Origin of the sequence: Niallia sp. FSL M8-0099, from assembly GCF_038006945.1 — a bacterium.
GTDB classification, from domain to species: domain Bacteria; phylum Bacillota; class Bacilli; order Bacillales; family Cytobacillaceae; genus Niallia; species Niallia circulans.
This window is the reverse complement of the sequence record NZ_JBBOWF010000001.1, coordinates 2,006,751-2,025,104: the sequence shown is the minus strand read 5'-3', so window position 1 is coordinate 2,025,104 and position 18,354 is coordinate 2,006,751. Positions and strand designations below refer to the sequence as shown.

At 29.8% G+C, this 18,354-nt stretch carries 29 protein-coding genes and 1 pseudogene; all 30 read right to left on the bottom strand.

The annotated features are described in order from the left end of the window. Window positions 1-2 precede the first annotated feature (2 nt). The gene (locus NSQ92_RS09910) at window positions 3-647 is read right to left on the bottom strand and encodes a 3D domain-containing protein (RefSeq protein WP_341152715.1); all 645 of its coding nucleotides are present in this window, start codon (window positions 645-647) and stop codon (window positions 3-5) included. Between the two features lie 234 nt (window positions 648-881). After that, window positions 882-2,654, bottom strand: a complete 1,773-nt coding sequence (locus NSQ92_RS09905; protein ID WP_341151435.1) for a hypothetical protein — start codon at window positions 2,652-2,654, stop codon at window positions 882-884. Window positions 2,655-2,669: 15 nt separating this feature from the next. Beyond that, on the bottom strand, window positions 2,670-3,746 hold the full coding sequence (locus tag NSQ92_RS09900) for a PD-(D/E)XK nuclease family protein (RefSeq protein WP_341151436.1): 1,077 nt from the start codon (window positions 3,744-3,746) through the stop codon (window positions 2,670-2,672). Window positions 3,747-3,758: 12 nt separating this feature from the next. Continuing rightward, window positions 3,759-4,775: a hypothetical protein gene (locus NSQ92_RS09895; protein ID WP_341151437.1), complete on the bottom strand. Its 1,017-nt coding sequence runs from the start codon at window positions 4,773-4,775 to the stop codon at window positions 3,759-3,761. A 9-nt stretch (window positions 4,776-4,784) separates the two neighbouring features. Then, a complete protein-coding gene (locus NSQ92_RS09890; protein ID WP_341152714.1) occupies window positions 4,785-6,251 on the bottom strand; it encodes a DnaB-like helicase C-terminal domain-containing protein in 1,467 nt (488 codons plus the stop codon). 17 nt (window positions 6,252-6,268) lie between these two features. Further along, the gene (locus NSQ92_RS09885; RefSeq protein ID WP_341152713.1) at window positions 6,269-6,817 is read right to left on the bottom strand and encodes a hypothetical protein; all 549 of its coding nucleotides are present in this window, start codon (window positions 6,815-6,817) and stop codon (window positions 6,269-6,271) included. A 47-nt stretch (window positions 6,818-6,864) separates the two neighbouring features. Beyond that, complete coding sequence (locus NSQ92_RS09880; RefSeq protein ID WP_341151440.1) at window positions 6,865-7,980, bottom strand: AAA family ATPase; 1,116 nt, start codon at window positions 7,978-7,980, stop codon at window positions 6,865-6,867. Between the two features lie 80 nt (window positions 7,981-8,060). Further along, entirely contained in the window at window positions 8,061-9,305 is a 1,245-nt protein-coding gene (locus NSQ92_RS09875; protein WP_341151441.1) for a hypothetical protein, read from the bottom strand. 78 nt (window positions 9,306-9,383) lie between these two features. Continuing rightward, on the bottom strand, window positions 9,384-9,623 hold the full coding sequence (locus NSQ92_RS09870; protein ID WP_341152712.1) for a hypothetical protein: 240 nt from the start codon (window positions 9,621-9,623) through the stop codon (window positions 9,384-9,386). 163 nt (window positions 9,624-9,786) lie between these two features. Continuing rightward, the gene (locus NSQ92_RS09865; RefSeq protein WP_341152711.1) at window positions 9,787-9,957 is read right to left on the bottom strand and encodes a hypothetical protein; all 171 of its coding nucleotides are present in this window, start codon (window positions 9,955-9,957) and stop codon (window positions 9,787-9,789) included. Window positions 9,958-9,982: 25 nt separating this feature from the next. Then, window positions 9,983-10,861, bottom strand: a complete 879-nt coding sequence (locus tag NSQ92_RS09860) for a hypothetical protein (RefSeq protein WP_341152710.1) — start codon at window positions 10,859-10,861, stop codon at window positions 9,983-9,985. A gap of 70 nt (window positions 10,862-10,931) precedes the next feature. Continuing rightward, window positions 10,932-11,381, bottom strand: a complete 450-nt coding sequence (locus NSQ92_RS09855) for a hypothetical protein (RefSeq protein WP_341152709.1) — start codon at window positions 11,379-11,381, stop codon at window positions 10,932-10,934. Window positions 11,382-11,463: 82 nt separating this feature from the next. After that, window positions 11,464-11,667: pseudogene (locus tag NSQ92_RS09850) on the bottom strand (RsfA family transcriptional regulator); the annotation flags it as partial. Between the two features lie 103 nt (window positions 11,668-11,770). Next, window positions 11,771-12,028 carry a hypothetical protein gene (locus NSQ92_RS09845; protein WP_341152708.1) on the bottom strand — a complete coding sequence of 86 codons (258 nt, stop codon included), beginning with the start codon at window positions 12,026-12,028 and terminating at the stop codon, window positions 11,771-11,773. A 33-nt stretch (window positions 12,029-12,061) separates the two neighbouring features. Beyond that, complete coding sequence (locus tag NSQ92_RS09840; protein ID WP_341152707.1) at window positions 12,062-12,268, bottom strand: hypothetical protein; 207 nt, start codon at window positions 12,266-12,268, stop codon at window positions 12,062-12,064. Between the two features lie 47 nt (window positions 12,269-12,315). Then, entirely contained in the window at window positions 12,316-12,546 is a 231-nt protein-coding gene (locus tag NSQ92_RS09835) for a hypothetical protein (RefSeq protein ID WP_341152706.1), read from the bottom strand. A 58-nt stretch (window positions 12,547-12,604) separates the two neighbouring features. After that, the gene (locus NSQ92_RS09830; RefSeq protein ID WP_341152705.1) at window positions 12,605-12,775 is read right to left on the bottom strand and encodes a hypothetical protein; all 171 of its coding nucleotides are present in this window, start codon (window positions 12,773-12,775) and stop codon (window positions 12,605-12,607) included. A gap of 160 nt (window positions 12,776-12,935) precedes the next feature. Then, a complete protein-coding gene (locus tag NSQ92_RS09825; protein ID WP_341152704.1) occupies window positions 12,936-13,199 on the bottom strand; it encodes a hypothetical protein in 264 nt (87 codons plus the stop codon). Between the two features lie 57 nt (window positions 13,200-13,256). Further along, window positions 13,257-13,625: a hypothetical protein gene (locus NSQ92_RS09820; protein ID WP_341152703.1), complete on the bottom strand. Its 369-nt coding sequence runs from the start codon at window positions 13,623-13,625 to the stop codon at window positions 13,257-13,259. Between the two features lie 30 nt (window positions 13,626-13,655). After that, entirely contained in the window at window positions 13,656-14,060 is a 405-nt protein-coding gene (locus NSQ92_RS09815; protein WP_341152702.1) for a hypothetical protein, read from the bottom strand. A gap of 27 nt (window positions 14,061-14,087) precedes the next feature. Beyond that, window positions 14,088-14,288: a hypothetical protein gene (locus tag NSQ92_RS09810; protein ID WP_341152701.1), complete on the bottom strand. Its 201-nt coding sequence runs from the start codon at window positions 14,286-14,288 to the stop codon at window positions 14,088-14,090. Window positions 14,289-14,345: 57 nt separating this feature from the next. After that, on the bottom strand, window positions 14,346-14,588 hold the full coding sequence (locus tag NSQ92_RS09805) for a helix-turn-helix domain-containing protein (RefSeq protein WP_341152700.1): 243 nt from the start codon (window positions 14,586-14,588) through the stop codon (window positions 14,346-14,348). A gap of 60 nt (window positions 14,589-14,648) precedes the next feature. Further along, complete coding sequence (locus tag NSQ92_RS09800) at window positions 14,649-14,966, bottom strand: hypothetical protein (RefSeq protein WP_341152699.1); 318 nt, start codon at window positions 14,964-14,966, stop codon at window positions 14,649-14,651. Further along, window positions 14,953-15,096 carry a hypothetical protein gene (locus tag NSQ92_RS09795; RefSeq protein ID WP_341152698.1) on the bottom strand — a complete coding sequence of 48 codons (144 nt, stop codon included), beginning with the start codon at window positions 15,094-15,096 and terminating at the stop codon, window positions 14,953-14,955. Before NSQ92_RS09795 ends, NSQ92_RS09800 begins: the two co-directional genes overlap by 14 nt. Before the next feature lie 120 nt (window positions 15,097-15,216). After that, on the bottom strand, window positions 15,217-15,576 hold the full coding sequence (locus NSQ92_RS09790; RefSeq protein WP_341152697.1) for a hypothetical protein: 360 nt from the start codon (window positions 15,574-15,576) through the stop codon (window positions 15,217-15,219). A gap of 46 nt (window positions 15,577-15,622) precedes the next feature. Beyond that, window positions 15,623-15,961, bottom strand: coding sequence for a hypothetical protein (locus NSQ92_RS09785; protein WP_341152696.1), 339 nt, complete (start codon window positions 15,959-15,961; stop codon window positions 15,623-15,625). A 36-nt stretch (window positions 15,962-15,997) separates the two neighbouring features. Beyond that, window positions 15,998-16,375 (bottom strand): hypothetical protein, encoded by a 378-nt coding sequence (locus NSQ92_RS09780; protein ID WP_341152695.1) that lies wholly within the window; start codon window positions 16,373-16,375, stop codon window positions 15,998-16,000. 32 nt (window positions 16,376-16,407) lie between these two features. Then, window positions 16,408-17,373 carry a hypothetical protein gene (locus tag NSQ92_RS09775; protein WP_341152694.1) on the bottom strand — a complete coding sequence of 322 codons (966 nt, stop codon included), beginning with the start codon at window positions 17,371-17,373 and terminating at the stop codon, window positions 16,408-16,410. A gap of 53 nt (window positions 17,374-17,426) precedes the next feature. Then, the gene (locus NSQ92_RS09770) at window positions 17,427-17,681 is read right to left on the bottom strand and encodes a hypothetical protein (protein ID WP_341152693.1); all 255 of its coding nucleotides are present in this window, start codon (window positions 17,679-17,681) and stop codon (window positions 17,427-17,429) included. Window positions 17,682-17,711: 30 nt separating this feature from the next. Continuing rightward, window positions 17,712-18,338 (bottom strand): hypothetical protein, encoded by a 627-nt coding sequence (locus tag NSQ92_RS09765; RefSeq protein ID WP_341152692.1) that lies wholly within the window; start codon window positions 18,336-18,338, stop codon window positions 17,712-17,714. Window positions 18,339-18,354 lie beyond the last annotated feature (16 nt).

Below are 18,354 nucleotides of genomic sequence, written 5' to 3'. Positions count from 1 at the left end.
TTTTATCCTTTCCCCTCCCTAATTACGGTTACAGTTGCCTTTTGTCTACCGAACTCAATGGCTTCATCATAGCTACCTACAAGATAATCGATAATTTGTCCTTTTATTGCTCCTCCTCGATCTAATACAATCGCTTTAAACTCCGTATTATTTAATTTAATTTTAACAATTGAGAACATTGGTAACACATTCTTATCTGCTGCAATAATTTTGTATCCGTTATACTCTGTTATTCCCCTTAAGTCAATCCCACTTGCACTAACACCAGTACAACCTAAACAGCTATCTACATAAGCTGTGACAGTCATATTCAGTTTCCTGGGAGATTCCTCTTTCTCTTTTGCAGTTTTTAATTCATTTTTCAACTTACTTATTTGATTATCCTGCTTTTGAATTTTACCTTCATATTCTTTTAGCTCAACTGTTAGTTTTTCATTTTCAGTTACCCTACCTTTTAGATCACTTTGTAATTTAATTATATTATCACCTAGATAAGATAACTGTTCATCTTTCTCTCTATTCTCTTGCTGTGATTTTACTATGCCATTTTTCAATTCATCGGTGTCTCTTATGTATGTATATGCCATGTAACCATTTGATGCAGCTAAAACTGTGATTAATCCTGTTGCAATTAGTTTTTTCTTCATAAGCGTACCTTTCGTGGATAGAAAGGTTTCATCACCATCCTTTCAAACTTACAAACTGTTAATTTATTTATATTTTAACACGCAATTCTTTAAATTGGAAGTATTTTATGTAATTTATTTATATTTAATTACTTTGTGAAAAATAATGTTTTTCACCCTTGATATATCAACGTTTGCGGAAGCATTTCACAAACTCTTCTCTTATTTTTACTATAAAATTTAAGTTTTATCAGATTAAGCTATTTCTTCATCCTTTTTCTTACGTTTTGTAGTCTTTTTCTTATTAGGGATACCCAAGAAATCATTTAACCTCTTTTGCGCTATTTCTATGTAATAGTTCTTATCTAAATAATCTGGTACTTCTAACTCTTTTACATCTTCATTATTTATAAAGCATTTGTCTGGTGTATTTCCGATTTTCTCAGCTACTTCTTGTTCAACACCATCTTTCATTTTCAATTTCACTTTAAACACTCCCTTTGCATTTGGATCATTAGAAGCAAACACACGTAACACTTTTTCAGGAAGTTTTTCATCACCATGTAAAGCATGAAGATATAAACGAGATACTTTTACTATCTTTTGAAATTCCCTTAACTTATTACAGTTATTAATCGTCTCTTCCACAGCTATACCTTTGGTAAAATAGTTAATTAATGCTTTATTTACAATAGGTAAGTCATAATCTAAGTTATTTAATTTTTTAACATATGCTCCTTTGGATTTGTATTTACCATTCTTGTCGATAATAATATAGTTGTTTACATCCTTCTGATATATCTTTTCAAATACTTCCCATTCTAAATCAAGTCTTGTTCTTTTTTCCCATTCTGCAGCAACTTGTTTAATAATAGATATATCTTCTTCTTTATCTACCTTCAAGAATATACCATCTGTGTTTGATTGAATTAATTTAGCATACGGTTCTACTTTTTCAATCAAATCTAATAGTAATAGCTGACCTGCTAAACATACATTATTACTCATCAACGGGTCATATAAAGGGTTATACTGATCTTTCATAGCACCATAGTTTGCATTAATTACGATTTTCATAGGTAACTGTCTAGGATCTTTTTTAGCTTTTAGTTCTAAACGTTTATCCCTAATTTCCCTAAATTTATTAGGTTCATTTACATTTCTACTTATGTATCCATATTCAATCATCAGTGAAGGATAGAGCGATGCCACATCAGCACATAAGATTATTCCTTCATCTTTATATTTAGGTAACGCTCCATGAATTCCTCCCCAAGCAAAAATGTGAGGAACTCCAGCTACATCAATTTTTAATTTCTTTTTATAATTCATATTCTCTGGATCTTTGTACCAATCGACAATTTCCTTATATTTCTCCACTTTTAATGTATCAGGAAAGCTTAAATTGAATTCATCTCCTCTATCAGGTTGCTTTTCTGCTCCAATTATAAAGGCTGATAATTGGGCTTTTGTTTTCGTGAATTGTGACATGCTTAGATTAAAAGCTTCTATTAAAGCTAATTGAGATTCAAATTCTTCAACTTTATTTTCAAAAACTTCAATTGTTTGAAGAACATCATGTTTACAATAATCAACTACTTCTTTCATTTCATCTGATGTTAGTGGTCTATTAATATCAAAAGAAACAGAGCTTTCTTTAATTCTACTTCCCATGAAACCCTCTAATTGCTTCAAACTATGAAAACCTGTACTAATGTCAAAATTATTTAGTGGAATCTTATAACCTTCTCTTACTACATTGTGACCTTTAACTCCATCAATGATAATTCGTTTATTTATGAAAGCTGGATTCATACCTAATAATATACCTTTTAATATGTACTGATCATATCCACGACTGTTATATCCAATCCAGATATCATTTTTAAACATATTATAAAACTTTCTTAACAATTCTACATCATTGATTATTACTTTCCCTTTTCTAGTATCATAATCAACTATTACCACCATCCAATCATCTTGAAAGCACTCGAAGTCATAAAATATCTTTCTGAATGTTTGCATTGATTTTCACCTCCCTCAACTAAACAAATCCTCAAAATCATCCTTCTTATTTTTCTTATCAAATGAATCAGCATTTTCCTCTAGGAATCTCTTATAAAATGGACATGTTTTTCTGTGACCACATAGAGTACTACAGTAAAATGAATTATATTTATCTATCTCAATCGGTTTCCAGTCATATTCATTATTTTTATCCTTGCTATCAATAGCTGCTATGGTTTTGATAACATGTTCTTTTAATTCATCTAACTTCTCATCTGATGCTTCATATTCAATAAAACAATCTTCTAACCAATACTTATCTTTTATTTGTTGTGGCATACAATCGATATTATTATCTTCTACAGACTTATCTAAAAGTAACTCAATTTCAAAGTCATCTAATTCTAAGTTATAAAGATCTTTTTCTAGATTAGCTCTCATTTCTTTAACCCATTTACCACGACTACACATTTTTCTTTTTATCTTTTTGTTCTTTTGTACATTACAAACATATAGATACTTGATCATAAACCACATAACTTTATCTACTTTGTAATTACTCGTAGCTTCTAGTCCTAATTTATACATTAATAACTGTCTACCAGCTTCATTTAACTTCTTTCCAGCAAACTTACTTGATGTTTTCCAATCAATAATATTAACAAACGGTTTTCCTTGATCACTTGGAGATATGCTATCGATATATCCTTGCATCCAAATCCCATCCACAACTTCAAATACAATTAGTTTTTCGAGTAACATCTTCTTGTCAATTTTATTAAAGTTATCTATAAAGTGTCCTACATCTGCTTTCCAAGAGTCTCCTATCTTTTCACTTGGAAATTTAACACCTAGTATATCTAACTCTACTAATTTGTTAAGATAACTTTCCTTAAACTTATCTATATCGCTCTCTTGTTTATAAATTTTCTCTATGTTATCGTGCAACTCAGATCCTAATAACGTATAGATATTATCAATTCCTCTGTTTTTCTTAACATATGTATTGTAATATTCGTATTCGCAATTATTAAAAGTTCCTAGTTTGGAATGAGAATATACCTTAGCTCCTGACTCATACAATTCCTCTAATTTCTCTTTAGCGTTCAATTTACCATCTCCTTATAACCAAACTGTGCATTCTTTCACCAAGTTATTTAATTTATTTTTATCTAAATCACTGGGAGCCATCTTACTACCTAAAGGCAAATATTTGTTTTTCTTATCAAACACATATCCAACATTATTTTTATAAAATTTATTACTCTTTAATTGTTTAGCAATTTCAATACTATGTTCTTCCTCTAACCCTTCATCTAACATGAGTATAATAGTTTTAGGAAAAAGACTTTTAATATGGTTAGCTTGTATTTCACTCATAAAACTTCCACCCAATGAGATCCCAACATTTAATCCCTTACTTGCTAAACTCATAGTATGTTTTTCCGATTCACCAATCATAACAATCCCTTTGTCTAAAATAGTATGATAGTTATTAACAAAGCCATACAAGGTTTTTGACTTAGGAAAAGGCACAATAGGAAACCATTTTACTTCTTCATCATTTATCACTTTTTTATTCAACCTACCCATAACTCCACAAAGATTTCCATCAAAGGAATACCACGGAACTGATATTCTTCTGGTTAAACTATCATAGCCAATTTCATATTGAGTTTGAATATGAGGAAGTATACCATCCTCATAGAATAGTAAATTTGGTGCTAATTCAAATCGATTTAATAAATCACAAGAGTATGTTTCAATGTCTATTCCTTCTATGTCTCTGAGTTTTTGTATGTTTTTATAAAATCCACCAAAAGGTAATTTATATTGCTTATTATGTATTTCATGTTTAAAATCAACTAATTCTGCGATTTTCTTAATAGCTTTGGGAAAACTTAAATTTAATTTATATTGAACCAGAACTATTAAATCTCCCTTTAAATTGATTGAATAACAGGAAGAAGATAGTGTTTTTTTATTAACTTTCACTGCTGTTGGGTTAGTATGTTCGTCTAATGCACATCGATATTCTTTACCGATATCTTTTACTTTATGGAAGCCGACTTCTTCTAACACTAACTCAATGTAATCTGGATTATCAATTATGTAGTTTTTTAAAGAGAATACGTCCATTTCATATTCCTACCTTTGATGTTTAGGTGTACAATATCCGATTTCAATCCACTTATTCCACGCTCCGTCAAACTGATAAAGTAATGTAGTATCACCTTCATCATTTCTTGTTTTGTCCAGGAACACAATCATATACTTTTTATCTGGTTTTAATATTATCTCTTCTTTAATTTTGGTAAATTTCCCTTGAGCATCTTTCTTAAATCTGTATGCTTGGATATCAAACTTTTCACCATTTAATTCATCTTCCCATATTTGTCTAGTTAGTACTAACTCAGAAACAACTTCCTTAACTCCTTTAGCACCTGATAAACAAGCTGCTGTTAGATATCTCGTGTTCTCCATATAAATAGCTAATTGCATTGTTATAATTATTCCTACATCTTCTTTTTCAGCGATCTGTAAAAGTTGCTTGGATGACTCAATAAGTTCTCCTGTCATTGTTGCTGATGAAGAATCTTCGGATTTAAAAGTATCATACAAGCAGTAATTGAAACCTTGTTTAGCCATTTTTCTAATAATCTTTTTAACATCATCAATACTGTAATCATAAATTTTAGCAAACTTTAATCTACCTTTATAATGAGTGTTATAATATTCTCTTGCTTCTTGCATTTTTTCTTTTTGTTCATCGGTTAGGTTACCCATTTTTTGCTTCTTACGTGGAAGACCAAAGTAACCTAACTTTTGACTAAGTATTGTAGCCATTAGAATATGTTGCCAAGCTCTCTTATTCATCTCGTTTGCGATGATAGTTACTTTTTCACCTTGATCAAGGATAGGTAATATGTATGAATTAATACAAAAACTTGTTTTACCAGTACCTGAGAATCCTGCAAATATCTGAACATTTGATCTATGTAATCCTAGAGTATGATAGTTTAATAACGGACATGTTGCCGCATAACTGAGTCCCATTTCTTCACCTGTATCACACGCTTCTATAAAATCATCTTCAAAGTCTAAATCTTCAATTTTAACTCCTGATCCTCTATTTAAGAAAACATTGTCCAATTGATATTCATAGTAGTCATAAAGATTCTTACTAGTCATTTTTTGAAACCTTGTTAGTTCTTTGGTTACATTGAACCCCTTATCATGTAATTTCAATAACATATTACTTTTAACAAGCTCATCATAGTATCTGTCTACATTATCTTCATTTAGAATTTTCTTGATTTCGTCTACTGTTTTATAACCACCTCTTCTTGTAAATCCATTTTTCAGAACTTCTTTACCCTCAATGTAACTATAAATACTAGCATCATCAAAACTCTTATATTCCAAGTTATACATTTCTAACCCAAGAGAATAATAGAATCTACCATCTTCAGTTAATAAGTCTCTATCAGCCATAACATCCTTTTCGTAATCACCATAGAGCTCTAGATTCCTCCATAAACAAAATACAAATGAAGCTTCTATATGTTCTCTATTACTTACTAGTTCACTTGGATAGTTATCAATTTGATTCAATACAATTCACATCCATTTCATAAATCATTATCATCTAAAAAGTCTAGAATGCCATTATCAACTGGTTTAGTTTTTGGAACTATTGTTTCTATTTGGTTGATAATATTTACATCTAAATCTGTATTTTCAATTGTTATAGTTTGTTGTTTGTGATACTTCCATTGTTTATGGATATCATTAATATTCCCCTCAATAATTTTTAGAATATAACTGATCATTCCATATTCACTTGTAAAATTTTTATTATTTAACCAGTATTCTATTGTTTCTTTGTTAACTTCAAAACACTTTTGGATTACTTCATAATCATAAAACTGATTCATTGTACCAATTTTTTTTATTAAAACAGGAGGAACTATTTGTCCTTCCTCATAACCTAATACTTCTTCTGCTATAAATTTCATTAAATTGTTTCTTTTCTCTTTTTCTAAAGTGTAACTTTCATATTCTAGTTGACTACAGTAATACTTATTTTTGCCTTTATCATCAGTAACTTTATAAAAAGAATCAGTATTTCCTTTCGTCTTACATATCTGACAAGTACATTTTCTAGCCAATTTATTCACCCCTATATATTAAAAAGGGAATGTTTCCATTCCCCCATATGTAGTTATTAACCTAGTAAACTAACAATTTCTTTTAACCCTGCAGTTGGAATTGATTCAGGTTCTTTAAAAGAACTAAATCCATAGGTATCCATTACATTTTTCACTTTAGCTTTGACTTCGTCAGTAGCTTTACCAAAAGTAGATTGGATGGTTATAATGAGTTCTTCGTTTTCTTCTGTATTAATCTTATTCTTATTTGTCTCTTCCACAATCTGTTCAATTTCCTTTTCTTTCGCAACTTCTTGTTCTTTCTTAGTTACCTCAAGTGATTTTGCACCTTTTTGTTTAGCATGTGCTTTTTTAATTGCATCCTCTATCGCTTCAATAAATTGGTCTACATTCAAGTCAATCTGAGGAGTGATTTCATTAAAACGGGATTTAGAGTCAATGTTAAAGTTATCGTCTCTGAAAGTGATGATTCGACTTTCCCCAGTTACTTTACCTACAATCTTATCAGCACCGACTTTTTGTTTAATGCGTTGTTTTTCAATTGAGCGATCAATAGAAGCAACACCTAATACATGTAATTTAGTTTTAATAGCATTAAAGTATCTATTTGTTAAATTTGCTGTAAGTGTTTCATATTCTTCACCAGTGGCTACATCATTTTGGTTTTTTCGTTTTGTATGTCCTACCACAATCATTTGAACACCAACTGATTTTAACTCCCAAATCTTATCAAGAACTAATTCGATAGCTTTATCTTCACCTGCCATAAATCCACCAAATGCAGCTTTAATTGAGTTAGTTTTCTTATCAGGATAAGTCTTATTATGTAGTCTAATTACTTCTGGTTCTGCAATTCGAAATAACTCATCAATAGTGTCATACACGATAACTTTTAGATCTTTATAATCTGTTGAACGATTTTCGATAATGTCATCTGCAAACTCTTCAAATGTTTCCCAATCAGGAATATTTTCATAAATAGCATTAGGGATAGCATCTACGCCATCTTCTTTACCAATGTTAGCTAAGATATATCCATCTTCTCCTGCTAATCTCTCACAAAATTCAACAATCAACGTAGATTTACCAATACCAGATTCACCAATTAAACCAATATTGTAAGCTAAAGGATCAATTTTAATTACATTCTTTTTCCCAAATTTTCTACCCAATTCACATTTCTCCTTTTATTTTAATTTATTTTTATTCAGGGACTAAATTTATAGTCCCACTTGTTACGATTATGTTTTAATTAAGCAAACAAATCATCTAAATCTTCTAGTTGTGGAGCTTTTGATTCTTCTTTCTTTTCATCTTCTACTGGCTTACTGCTAACTAAGTTAGATTCACTGACATAAGCCAAGTCATCTACATCATAACTTGATTCTACTGCACCATCGATAAAGTTATTTACATTATCAAAAGTCTTTAACAATGGTTTTACTAATCTGTTTTCTTCTGTGGTTTCTCCCAGTACTCCACCTTTTGGAGCATAATCATCTAGCTTACCTAGACCAAATTCAATCGCTTCTCTTTGAGCAGGCGTTAGGTCTTTTTCTGTAAACTCAACTCTATCTGCACCTCTAAATACATTTACCTCCCAAGGTAAGTGGAATACTCCTTTTCCTTTTACAGAAAATTTATTTTTCAAGAAATTGAATCTTTTAACGTGCATTTCATTATTAAAATCAATTTTTCCTGCGTTAATTACGACTTGTTGTGGGAAAAACATATCTTTCTTAGCATTACTGTCATAACTTAATACGTAAGCTTCTATGTATACTTTCTTTTCTTTGTCGAAATCTTTATCATCAATAGCATCTTTAGTGAAGAATAAATCCATCGTTGCTCTTAATTTTGAAGGTGTGTCTGATGGAACGATTTCTAATGTAGTAGGTCTAAACTTTCTAAAGAATCTTCCTTTATGTTCTTGGTATTCAACATTTCCTGTTACCCTAAATTTATTATCCTTATATTTCCCAACATTTTCAGCAAAGAAAACAACCGCATCGTATTCGTGAATAAATTCATGTCTATCTGGTGCTTTTTCAGTTAGCTTAGTATGTAAGTCCATTAATTTAGCGTGTTCTTCTCCTGATAAACTTTCTTTGTACTCTAGATTTCTAATATCATAACGAATACTGTTAATCTCTTCTTTCAACTTACTATCAGTCGTAAAATCAATAACAATTTTTTTGAAGTCTGCAACCATGTCAACTGTTTCTTTTCGCAGTCGATCTTCCCAAGGAATTTCTAATTTTGTTCCATTTTCACTCTCAGTGCCTTTGCTAAATGAGTAAACCTTATTTTGTTTAGCTTTAGAGAATCCACCATACATTTCAACAAATACACCATTCGTTTTAGATTCTTGTACTGCAAAGTTTAAGCGATGCCCCTCCCATCCACTATCACTTAACTTAACATCGTGAAACTTATCCTCATTCTTTGGAATATTTAGCTCACCGATAAATTCAAATGTGTTATATAATCTAGCCATATATGTATAATTTCCTCCTTGATATCCTTTAATTTGTTTTCGTTATGTAATTTATTTATATTCGTTACGATAAAAGGCTTATTTTAAGTTAATATAATTTAACTCTTTAGTTAGTTTTTCTTTAACTAATTCCTCTAAATTTCGAACGCTATTTATGTATTCTTCTTTTCCAACTTCAACATAGCCATTTAATTTAATAGAATCAGTTACTAATTCAAATTCAATAGTAACTATATCTTCATGATTACTAAGAGTGACTAGCCTTTGACCAAAACCTGCAGTCTCAATACCTCTAAAAACCACACTTTTAATTTCCATTTCATTTCTCCTCCTTTTATTATTTTAATAGTATGTATTACAGAGTTGCTGGTGGATCAAGACCACTATCTATCAATCTAACCAACTCCTTTTCTCTACTTTTACATTATATCAATTTATTTATATTTAAACAATAGTTATTAGTAATTTATTTATATTTAATTCAAAACTTTTCAATCGCTTCTATCTCATTAGCAAAAATTGCAATGTCGTTAAAAATAGCAAATCCATCTGGTTTTAACTTGCCTATAAATTCTCTAAAATTAGGTTCTGTTACATTTCCAATTTGGTATACTCGACCTTGTTTTGTTGTAATTTTAATATTGAAACTCATTTATTATCCCTCCCTTTTAAAATCCTCATTTTAACTCACATATTTGTTTATAAAGATCAATAAACAACTCTTTATCTAATGTTCCAAGCACTATTAATGTGGTTGAATAAATAAAAGCATTTATAAATGAAACTATATTTAATTTTAAATCTAAAAATAAATCAATGGGTTTGATATATTCGTTTTGATATTTCCCATTTACTATTTTTCTCAATACGTACTTTTTTCTTTTGTCACTATATATTAATGATAAGTGTGCTTCAGCATTACGTATATCACGATTAATCATATTTGTTATGATCTTATATTCATACGATGTACACGCATCAAACTCTATTAGCTTTTTATGTAAATTTAATTTCTCTATTTTATACATATTGTACTCTTCTTGATTTTTTATTTTCACAAGACAAATAAATAAGGGTATAATCTTACCAATAAATTCTATGCCTTTTGAATAGTTATTAGATATTGAAGATGTTACATTCCGAATATCTCCTATGCTCGATTTAGAATTAAGAGTTGAGACTTTCTTTTGAGTTTCTGTTGAAAGAAGTTGAAATTCTAAAATAGTCGATAGTTTCTCTTTTCGTGGATCTTTTCTTGACCCAGTAATAAAAGTACTTATTTCTTCATAAGTCTGATTGGGATTTGTTTCGAATGACTCTAAGATTACCTTCAACATAAATAGCATATATGTCTTAGTGAAGAATTTTATTTCATCACCTTCTATCCAGTCCTTTATAATTTCATAAAGCTGGTGTTTATCTTCATAACTTTCAACTTTTTGGAGTAGCAACACTACCTTTTCGCCAAAATACCCCTCTTCGATTATGTGTGTCAATTCCTCATTAGCCAAATAAAAATCTTCATATCCATCCCATAACTTTTGATTAAGCTGCAAAATAATTATTCCTCCTTTATAATTTATTTGTGATAAAAGCCACGTTTTAATTCAATATGACTTTAATGTTTTAAAGATTCGTATATACTTTTATAAGATGTTTTAACTCTTTTAAGGACACATCATCCAATGGTTTCAATTCGTTTCCGTAAACATCACTCCACTCGGGATAGCCTTTACAGTATTTCTTTGCTTCTTCTAGCATAAAATCTATTTTATACTGCAATGGAGCTTCCTTATCCCACCCATCAAATAAATATGACTCAATTGCTTTTAATTTCATATCCTTTGTGATATTAGTACGTTGTTTAGCGTATTCCTTTACTTCTTCCCATTCTCCATCCCATGCAAATTTTTTCTGCAACTTAGCTTTCTTATTTTTATGTTGCTTTAACCCTTTATGATCGTTTTCATTCTTAGAAAACTCATAAACTATATTATTAATAAGATTTTTATATTTTGGTACCGGATCTGTTCCGTTCCATTCATCTAGTTTTACAAATACTTCGTAGGTTTTCATCTTCGTTCTCCCTTTTATATAATTTATTTTTATTTACAATAAATATGTTTAGCTAATTCGCTTTTCCATATTTAAGATTGTACCTGTACTTCTTAGCAGCGTTTATTGCATTCTCATAATTTAATCTAACAGTATTGTTCCATCGATAACCACAAGATGCAGCACTTCTGTTTAATTTCTTACCTACTTCTTCAAAAGCACTTATAGCTGTGCTACCTTCTCTAATATGCCTTAGTACCACTTCTGCTAACAAAATGTCTTGTTCTTCGTTCCAAATACTATTCATTTTCTCACCTTTTTATAATAAATGTTATCTTATATTTATTATCGGTAACAACTTATAGTGTTTAATAGATAATTATGATAATTAAACCAACATAGGGTCAATTTTATAATTTAGAGATAACGACATTCCATTCTTGCTTTGAATAAACTTTCTTAATATCTTTTTGGTGATTTATTAATTCAATTACAGAAGGATAAAATTTCATACGACCTTTAGTACCTGTTAAACTCATTACGAACCATCCTTCTTTTTCTGAGTGACATATCATATAAAATGGATGTTTTCTATTAACTGCTTTATTGTATTCAATTACATCTCCTGCTTGTAAACTACTATTCTCATTTTTTACAACAACATTCATTTTACAACCTCCTTTTAAGTTAAAAAATTAGTTTTATAATAATATCCAATAACCTTCCTTAACTTTGTTATCAAACTCTTCTTTAGTGTAATTTGAAGCTTCCCATTCACCTTCATACTCATATGTTACAACCACTAAGTCATCAGCACTTGGATGTTGACTTGCTGTGTATTCGTATTTCCATCCCAAAGGGTCTATTTTCGATATATCATCTTTTAATACAAACTTAACTTCCTTCATTCAGTTCATCTCCTCATCTAATGAAAATTTACATTTATTAAAACTTATCAATCCCCAAATGAGTAACTAATTAAATTATCTAATTTTTCTTCTACTATTTTTACAACTGGTAAGCCACTCTCTTGATTAAATAGTGATAAATCTAATTCATTTGGGAACTCTTCCCCATTATTTCTTATTGCTTCGGCTAGTGATTCATGAACATGTACCATTGAAAATTTATTTTCATATATGTATTGTTCACTGATAGCTTCTAAAAGTGCTTGTTTCAATGACATTTTCGTAACTCCTTTCCTAATAAAAAGATAATTATAATGTAACTTAGTTTCGTATGGTTCAATAGTGTTTACAGCGATTTTGGTAATAACTTTCTACTTCTTTAAATTTCTCCCTATTCTCTAGAACTCGTTTTGCTTCAATCAAAGCTGATTCCCATGTATATAAAAGTGTATCCTTTATCTTTATTTTTTTTGCTAATTTAGTAATTTCATCAGTGTTTATCATCAAAAATGACAACTCCTTTTAATGAATAGTAATTATCTACTCTCCACCAAGCCATCAACTTAGAGAAGAATATCACTTATGCATTAATTGTAATTTATTTATATTTATATATCAACTATTATTTTAATTTATTTATAGTTTTATTTTTTATAAAATGTGGTTTTTATAGTTTCTTAAAGGGATCGATAAATTGCCATTTAAACCACTCAACTATCTTATTCCATTCCGCAACTATAGGTAATCCAATAATAACTAATACTATCCACCATGTCGCATAGTCTCCGATAACAAATGTAAGTAACCAGTAAGGTAATAAGAATATCACCCCTCCAAATATTCCTACAGTTATTGCTATCAGTAATATAGATACTGCAAAACCAATGATACTCACTAAAGATTTACCCAACCTAATAAGAAATTTATCCATTTCTCCACTCCCATCATTTTGCTTTACTTTAAAACATCGGTTTTAAAAGAGTCTTATCTATTTTTCCATTACTTCTCCTTCTTCCACCAATCCGTATTCAATAAGCAGATTCCCAAATTGGTCATCAAATAAATCGGAATCATACCAGGGGAGATTATCATAGTAATCAACAATGAATTCTAAGTTATATTTTTTACAAACTTTTTGGAAAGCCTCGTAGAACCCACTAGAACCCTCAACGTATACCCACCAATCATAATATGAATAACTTTCATAATCATAAGGTTCTCTTCCTAGATTAATATCATTTTGTCTAAATATTTCAATTGCTGATTTACGAAAATCCTCTATAAATTCCTTTGTAAAATTACCTTTTATTTCATCAGGAATTTCATATATTGTTGTTAAATCATCATTAATAGGCATAATATCCTCCTCAATTTTAATTTTATATTTTTAAAATAGCTCTTCATTTGAAAAGCCAATGATAGTATCCTCTCTCCATGAATCTAAAGTAACAAAATGATAAGTCTTAACTTTTTCGTTTTCATAAACAAAATACAAAGTGTTATCCATGTCTCTTAACAAGAAATATGATCTATCCTCCACTAACTTCGACATCATCTTATGCCAATCTTTCTCTTCATATCTCATCCAAGCCCAACCATATCCCATTCCCTCTACATCCGTCCAGTTATTAAAATATGGATTATCTTCATTATCGTAGTAATTATTTAGGACTTCAATATATTCATAGAGTGATGTAGTCATCTTCAATTCTAATATTATTTTTTCATCTACTAATCCATACTTTATAATTTTGTCAGCTGGACGTAGAATGTGCTCTAGAATACTTTCCATTTATTCACTCCCTTTTAAATATCGTTTTTATAAGTTTAAATATGGTTTAATTTCTTTAAATATCTCTTCGACTAACTCATAATTAACTTCTTCAAAGTCATCTAAAGTCATCGTTCCCAAAGCAAAGGCTGATTTCACTCTTGTTAAATAATATAAATAAGTACCGTCTTCCCACTCATCAGTAAGACCTACTACACTGGCAATTTTATTCTTAACTTCTTCTTCCAACTCATTTCCCTCCTTATAAAATAACCGTTTTATATTTCTATGCAAGGGAATAATCCCTCACATAGTTGGTTTATCACTTTTCCACTCTCCCCATCGCTTTTCAAATTCGGGAATAATCTCATTCAATTTACTTATATTTTTCTCACCAGGGTTCATTGCTCCTTCTTCCCATCGTTGAAGTGTATATGCCGCTACTCCTAAAATTGATGCTAAATCAGCTTGAGATAATCCTTGTTGTGCCCTATATTTTCTAATAGGACTTTCTTTTTTCCATTCTGTTAATCGCTGCTTTATGCTCATTATCCACCACTCCAATTCTTATTAGTGGTATAAGTATATGTGGTAGTGGTTGTATAGTTTCTATTTAATTAACAAACTCATCAAAGTTTTCTTCTTTGCTTCTAATTGACCAATCCATTTTTCATCGTTAGTCATTTCAGCAACGTATAATAAGCTGTTTACATCCAAGATCATGTCACTAATCACACTAAAATCAAAGGTTATATTATAGTATTCAACCTTATACCCTTCACTCTTCCTCTTTGTAAATGTACTTTTTGTTATCTTTCGCTTAATTCCCCACATATTACTTTCTGTTAAATAAACTCGCTTATAATATTCTTCTATTCCTAGTTCCTTATTAAACTCGCAAATATATTTCACTTTAGATAAGTTCATGCCAATCATCCACCTTTACATCACAATTTTTACAATAATTTTCCGTAGCTTCTTTCCAGCAATACGAACATTTATTTTCAGCTTTTTCACTTTCAAGTAATTCAATTATTATCGTTTCAAATTTTATCATTGTATTATCTCCCTCATGTTTGATAATACATTGTATGACGTGGTGGTGTAAGTGGTGTCGTTATTATGAAAGTTTATGTAATTTATTTTTATTAATTGCTAATTTTATCTCTTTATTGTTTTATTTCTCTGATAGGACTTCCTTTTCAAGTTGCTGTATGTATTTTGGTTTATAGTCTCGTATATCTTTTCCATTATCTAAAATTGACATTACTATCAACACATCTTCCACTGTTTTAGATAACGGATATCTCATTAACCAAAGTTTCAATTCATTCCATCTTCGTTCATAATTCTCTTCTAACTTTTTTTCATATAGACTTTTCCATGGCTCTGCAGCATTATCAGCTATGTATTGTGTAGTTAGTATTATATCTGTTCGAGACTTTTCTGAAATAGACTTCCCTTCATTCTCGCTAACTACATGGCACATGTGATTAGTACCTTTGGTAACTAAGTTATAATAGTTAACTATAGACATCGAATTTCTCTCCTTATCTTAATTTATTTTTAATTAAATCATGCTTTTATAATCCTAATTCAATTAACTTCCGTTCAATTTCTTCTAAAGTACCTCTTCTACCTCTTCTGTAACTACTGTTCTTTGTTGGATATGGTATATTTTCATTGTACTTTTTCATCCATTTAACAAAAAAGTCTATTGCTTGTTCTTTTGTTAGACTAGGATATTCATAACCTTCAATAATATATTTAGCCAATTCATATGTACTAATATCATTTAAAGCCTCACACTCGTTAACCCACTTATCGAAATGTTTAGGTACGTCTAACACACCTTCTTTTGTAAATTCCTTTATTGCTGCATCTAATGCCAAACCTAATTCGATACTGACTTTATTTTTCAAATTTATTATCTCCTTTCGTTTAAAATCTGACTTTGATTAGAATTTATATTCTCGTTCTTTTGCTATTTTCTTTGCTAACCTAACACTAGACACATCGCCCATTAAATAACTATCCATTCCCCTAATTAGTTGACCATGTTGTTCTAGAGTTAAAGAATCTAAATATTCATCTCGTTTTCTTAAGAATTCAATATCCATTTTAATACCTTTCTCAACATTACTTTCTTTAAAAGCATGATATGGAAACTTCCCTAGTTTCAACAAATTCTTGGAGTATTCATTAGCAGCATTATCAAAATGATACCGTTCGTTAAATTTCTTAAGATAAGACTTATCATTTTTATCTTTTATTCTCAAACTTACATAAACTATCGGAATCATGACAAGAATTATTTTTAACGCTAAATCGGTCATATTTTTACCTCTATTCTATTAAATTCGGAATTTCATTTATTATCTAGTAAATTATGTTTCTTAGAAATGTCAGCATACGTTTCACCGTTCAGAATTCTAATAATTGAACTTCGCCCCAAGTTAAACCGTTTCGCTAATTTTAAATATGATAAGTTTTCTTCGTTACGTAATTTAAAGATTTCTAATACTTGTTCCTCCGATAATTTACGTACAAGATTATTATTACTCAACTCTCTTTTTGTTAACTTGTATTTTTCAATTATTTTCTTTGAGAAATTTGACTTCCCGTTTAGGTTGAGGTTAATAGCGCCTACTGTAACATTCAATTTTTTAGCAATTTCAGATTGGCTCAATCCTGAATTGTATAAACTAAATATGTATATGATATTCTCTTCTTTTAAGTTTGTATAAACTGGAGTTAATCCTAATTCCTTAATTTCTTTTATGTAATACTCACCTCTCAAAATATTTGAAATATGTGTTTGACGAACACCATATAATTTCCCTATTTCGCTTTGTGATTTCCCTTCTCCATATAATTTAAAAATATTAATTATATCATTCTTAGAAAAGTCACGGTTATCAAAACACTGTCTTAATTTTTTCACATCGACTTCATTGTTTCTTAAGAACTTCTCCACTTCCTTATTTTTAAGAATGTGTTTTCTTAATGTTGCCTCCGATATTTTTAATTCTTGAGAAATTAAATCTATTTCTACTCCTTCATTAATTCTTTTGGAAATATACAATAACTGTTGTTTGGTAAAATAACCAAATCTTATTTGTTTCATATTTTCCACTTTAAGGTTATATCGTTCTATAATGTCTTTATATGACTCCCCTTTTAGTATTAATCTAACAGCCTCCCGAGTAACATTAAATGTATTACCTATTTCTTGTAGTGTGCTACCCTCGTTCCTCATTTGGAACATTGTTTTAACCTTATTTATTGTACTTTCTGGATACGGAAGCAATATTCTATCTTTGTATAGCTGCATATAACCTCCTCTTTATATAATTTATTTACATTAAAAACCCAATTTTATTTACTTTAACAGGTTAATTTATCTAAGATTTCAACAACACCTCCGTACATAGGAATGTACGGCATTCCATCTTCATAAGGTATGTTATAACGATAGTGTAATTCTACTTCACCAGTTTCTAAATTAACCAATATCCATCTGCTGTCGTCCCAGGAGCCGTACTTTCCTCTTTCATCAAAATCACCTTTTTTCACTTTATTTTCAACAACTAAACATTTTGCGCCATTTTTAAAAATAAACACATTTCCTTTCCTAGCCATCTTTCTCACTCCTTTGAACCTACTTCTAGTTCAATCTAACCCATTATATAATTCCTGTGAAAGCAACTCTTCACTAAATCTCGGTAATTCTCTTAATGCAGCAATAACCTTAGATTTAGTCTCTCTACAAGGGAAATAACCATAACGAGCATATCTGAACATTCTGTTATATGTATTAACTGGTAAAACCAATATGTTGTCTGCTACTAATCGCTTCATAATTAAGTGTTCAAAAAACTTTTTATGATAAGCAATTTCCCAACTATCTTCTTCAGGGTCATCTGGATTGATATATTTGAAGTAAGCAAACTTAGTAATTGTAAAATCAAATTCATCTATCATTTCTAATGGACTCTTAAACTTGTGTTTTATCAATTCAATATTTATTTCTCTTTCTAAATCTTTAAAAGCAGTTACTTTATCGTTTTGATAAGTTAATTCAAAATCCGTATGATTCTTAAAATACAATTCAGCTTCTTTGTGCTCTCTTTCATTTTCAAAGAATACGTCTACATCCTTAAATGGTTCTTTATTAAATATGTTCTTAAATACTCCACCTGCTATGTATCCCTTATGTCCTACCATATATTTATCTAGTTGTCTTAATGCTAAATAATTCTCTAATGGTTCGCCTAATACGAAATCTTCTTTTGACAATTCTATCTCTCCTTTA

Excerpts from the sequence above, each read along its gene's own strand:
- NSQ92_RS09870 (WP_341152712.1), bottom strand. The coding sequence starts at position 9,623 with ATGGAAATTAAAAGTGTGGTTTTTAGAGGTATTGAGACTGCAGGTTTT.
- NSQ92_RS09835 (WP_341152706.1), bottom strand. The coding sequence starts at position 12,546 with ATGTCATTGAAACAAGCACTTTTAGAAGCTATCAGTGAACAATACATA.
- NSQ92_RS09825 (WP_341152704.1), bottom strand. The coding sequence starts at position 13,199 with ATGGATAAATTTCTTATTAGGTTGGGTAAATCTTTAGTGAGTATCATT.
- NSQ92_RS09895 (WP_341151437.1), bottom strand. The coding sequence starts at position 4,775 with ATGGACGTATTCTCTTTAAAAAACTACATAATTGATAATCCAGATTAC.
- NSQ92_RS09855 (WP_341152709.1), bottom strand. The coding sequence starts at position 11,381 with ATGAAAACCTACGAAGTATTTGTAAAACTAGATGAATGGAACGGAACA.
- NSQ92_RS09865 (WP_341152711.1), bottom strand. The coding sequence starts at position 9,957 with ATGAGTTTCAATATTAAAATTACAACAAAACAAGGTCGAGTATACCAA.
- NSQ92_RS09800 (WP_341152699.1), bottom strand. The coding sequence starts at position 14,966 with ATGAACTTATCTAAAGTGAAATATATTTGCGAGTTTAATAAGGAACTA.
- NSQ92_RS09905 (WP_341151435.1), bottom strand. The coding sequence starts at position 2,654 with ATGCAAACATTCAGAAAGATATTTTATGACTTCGAGTGCTTTCAAGAT.
- NSQ92_RS09780 (WP_341152695.1), bottom strand. The coding sequence starts at position 16,375 with ATGACCGATTTAGCGTTAAAAATAATTCTTGTCATGATTCCGATAGTT.
- NSQ92_RS09910 (WP_341152715.1), bottom strand. The coding sequence starts at position 647 with ATGAAGAAAAAACTAATTGCAACAGGATTAATCACAGTTTTAGCTGCA.
- NSQ92_RS09845 (WP_341152708.1), bottom strand. The coding sequence starts at position 12,028 with ATGAATGTTGTTGTAAAAAATGAGAATAGTAGTTTACAAGCAGGAGAT.
- NSQ92_RS09840 (WP_341152707.1), bottom strand. The coding sequence starts at position 12,268 with ATGAAGGAAGTTAAGTTTGTATTAAAAGATGATATATCGAAAATAGAC.
- NSQ92_RS09875 (WP_341151441.1), bottom strand. The coding sequence starts at position 9,305 with ATGGCTAGATTATATAACACATTTGAATTTATCGGTGAGCTAAATATT.
- NSQ92_RS09805 (WP_341152700.1), bottom strand. The coding sequence starts at position 14,588 with ATGAGCATAAAGCAGCGATTAACAGAATGGAAAAAAGAAAGTCCTATT.
- NSQ92_RS09770 (WP_341152693.1), bottom strand. The coding sequence starts at position 17,681 with ATGGCTAGGAAAGGAAATGTGTTTATTTTTAAAAATGGCGCAAAATGT.
- NSQ92_RS09795 (WP_341152698.1), bottom strand. The coding sequence starts at position 15,096 with ATGATAAAATTTGAAACGATAATAATTGAATTACTTGAAAGTGAAAAA.
- NSQ92_RS09820 (WP_341152703.1), bottom strand. The coding sequence starts at position 13,625 with ATGCCTATTAATGATGATTTAACAACAATATATGAAATTCCTGATGAA.
- NSQ92_RS09790 (WP_341152697.1), bottom strand. The coding sequence starts at position 15,576 with ATGTCTATAGTTAACTATTATAACTTAGTTACCAAAGGTACTAATCAC.
- NSQ92_RS09815 (WP_341152702.1), bottom strand. The coding sequence starts at position 14,060 with ATGGAAAGTATTCTAGAGCACATTCTACGTCCAGCTGACAAAATTATA.
- NSQ92_RS09775 (WP_341152694.1), bottom strand. The coding sequence starts at position 17,373 with ATGCAGCTATACAAAGATAGAATATTGCTTCCGTATCCAGAAAGTACA.